Source organism: Thiohalocapsa sp. (genome assembly GCF_019695415.1).
Lineage (GTDB): Bacteria > Pseudomonadota > Gammaproteobacteria > Chromatiales > Chromatiaceae > Thiohalocapsa.
The window spans coordinates 1-2,862 of sequence record NZ_JAIFKJ010000641.1 but is presented as its reverse complement, the minus strand read 5'-3'; the positions used below and the strand labels follow the sequence as shown (position 1 = coordinate 2,862).

The window sequence follows — 2,862 nt, the reverse complement described above, 5'->3', positions numbered from 1 at the left end:
TGGGCCGAGCGCAACGGCGAGGTCTTCCGTGGCTTTCTCAGCTTGGACTCACCTCTTTCGGCGGGCCGATCGCCCACCTCGGCTCGTGTCGCGCTGGGCTTGATCGCTTGATTCCTCACACGCTGGACGCTCTTGGGCGGTACGCTTAAGCTGCGTGATCGCCACGGGCACGCAGCAACGCGACCCCGAGCGTGGCGGCGCCAGCAATCAGCAGCTCCCATGACCCAGCCCGACCCCCACGCACTGTCCAATGCGGCGAGCATCCCTGCGCCCGCGGCCGCTGACCCGGCAGCGGACCCGCGCAGCCTGTCCGTCGTGATCCCCTTGTTTGAAGAGGCGGAGAACGTCGGGCCGCTGCTGGCACGTGTGCATGAGGGGCTCGCGGGGTATCGCCATCCTTGGGAGCTGATCTTGGTGGACGACGGCAGCCGGGACGGCACTGGTGATCGCCTTCAGAATGAGGCCGATCATTATGGCAGCCACGTGCGCGTGATCCGCTTTCGGCGCAACTTCGGGCAGACGGCGGCCATGCAGGCGGGCTTCGACGCCGCCCGCGGGAACCTGGTGGCGAGCCTGGACGGCGATCTGCAGAACGACCCGGCGGATATCCCGCGCCTGGTGGATGAGCTGGTGGAGCGGGACCTGGACCTGCTCCAGGGTTGGCGGCGTGACCGACAGGACGCGCTGGTCAAGCGCAAGCTGCCCTCGCGCATCGCCAATGCCCTCATCGGCCGGGTGACCGGTGTGACCCTGCACGACTATGGCTGCAGCCTCAAGGTCTACCGCGCCGAGATCATCAAAGAAGTACGATTATTTGGCGAGATGCACCGCTTCATCCCGGTGTGGGTGGCGGGCATCACGGACCCGGCGCGCATCGGCGAAACGGAGGTGACCCATCGCGCCCGGGAGCACGGCGAGTCCAAATATGGCATCTCGCGCACCTTCCGGGTGCTGCTGGACCTGCTGGTGGCGTTCTTCTTTCTGCGCTACGGCGCCCGGCCGGGGCACTTCTTCGGCGCCATCGGGCTCGGCTTCGGCGCCGTCGGCGGGCTGATGATGGGCTGGCTGCTGATCGTGAAGTTTGGCTTCGGCCAGGACATCGGCCACCGCCCGCTGTTGTTCATGGCCATCCTGCTGCTGGTGGCCTCCATTCAGTTCCTCACCACCGGGGTGCTGGCGGAGGTGCTCTCGCGGACCTTCTTCGCCTCCGGCGAGCGCACCCACCATTGCATCCGTTGGCAGTCGGACCCGGCGCGGGCCGGATGGAAGTCCCCCTCTTGAGCACCAGGCGATCGGATCGGCTGCTGACACCGCCGGCAGCCTTTGCGCTGCTGGCGCTGGCGGTGTGGCTGGCCTTCTTCTGGCAGCTCGGCGCCGTGCCGCTGTACGACCTGGACGAGGGGGCCTTCACCGAGGCCACGCGGGAGATGCTGACCTCCGGCAACTTCATCACGCCGCACCGCGACGGCGAGCCGCGCTACGACAAGCCGGTGCTGATCTATTGGCTGCAGGCGGCGTCGGTGTCGGTGCTCGGCCTAAACGAATTCGCGCTGCGGCTGCCGTCGGCCATTGCCGCGACCTTGTGGCTGGCGGCGCTCTGGGGCTTCACCCGAGCCCGCGTGGATGCCACCACGGCAACGGTGGCGGCGCTGATCATGGCCTTCGGGCTCCAGGTGGCCATCATCGGCAAGGCGGCGGTGGCCGATGCCGTGCTGAACCTGTTCATTGCGCTGGCCTTCTTCGACATTTACCGCTGGCTCGAGGGGCCGCAGCGGGGCGTGCTGCTGCGCGTCTATCTTTGGCTGGGCTTGGGCTTCCTCACCAAAGGACCGGTGGCGGTGTTCTTCCCGCTGCTGGTGAGCTTCGCCTACTGTCTGTCGCTGGGGCGTTTCAGGGACTGGCTCACGGCGGTCTTCGCACCGCTGGGCTGGCTGGTGTTCGTCGCCGTCGCCGGACCCTGGTATCTGGCCGTCTACATCGACGACGGGCCGGGCTTTTTTCTGAGCTTCTTCCTGGATCACAACCTGGGTCGCTACGGTGGGGTCAAGCACGGTCACGCGGGCTTTCCGGGCTACTACTTCTTGATGCTGCCGGTGGTGCTGCTGCCCTTCACCGGCTGGTTCCTGCGCCTCTTGCCCATGACCCGGGCGCTGTGGGCGGACCCGTTGGATCGGTTCCTGTTGCTTTGGTTTGGCTTCGTCTTCGTGACCTTCTCTTTTTCGGACACCAAGCTGCCGCATTACATGGTGTACGGCATCACGCCGCTGTTCCTGCTGATGGCCCGCCATCGCGATGCGCTCAAGAGCCGCTGGCTCGCCTTCGGCCCGCCGGTGGCATTCATGACACTGCTGGCGGTGCTGCCGCTGGTGCTGCCGCTGCTGGCGGGGCAGGCAGACCGCGCCCACGAGCAGGCGATGTTGTCGGAAAGTGCCGAGGTGCTGGACTGGGTCTATGCGCTGACGACCCTCGCCGGCCTCGCGACCCTGCTGGTGCTGGCCTACGCGCCGCGCATCCCCCTTTGGCAGCGCCTGCTGCTGGCCGGCGCGGTGCAGACCCTAGTGGTGTTCGGCGCCCTGGTGCCGCGGGTTTTCGCCGTGATGCAGGCACCGGTGAAGCAGGCGGGGCTCATCGCCCGCGAGCTGGACCAGCCGACGGTGGTGTTTCGCACCAGCATGCCGAGCTTCAGCGTCTACCGCGAGGCCGTCACGCCGCATGCGGACCGCCCCGAGCCCGGCGCGCTCGTATTTCTGCGCGTGGCCAAGCTGGATGACCTTGCAGCAACCCGCCCAGATGATTCGCTCGTCAACGTCTACCGCAGCGGGCCGGTGGCGCCGGTGACCTTCGCCGGAGGTGGCGATGGAG

The 2,862-nt window shown here is 67.3% G+C and carries 2 protein-coding genes; both read left to right on the top strand.

The window, feature by feature from the left end:
- Positions 1-219 precede the first annotated feature (219 nt).
- Positions 220-1,281 carry a glycosyltransferase family 2 protein gene (locus I6U14_RS17490; protein WP_296901072.1) on the top strand — a complete coding sequence of 354 codons (1,062 nt, stop codon included), beginning with the start codon at positions 220-222 and terminating at the stop codon, positions 1,279-1,281.
- Between the two features lie 20 nt (positions 1,282-1,301).
- Positions 1,302-2,862: glycosyltransferase family 39 protein (locus tag I6U14_RS17485; RefSeq protein ID WP_296901074.1), on the top strand; the 1,561-nt coding region annotated here is incomplete at its 3' end.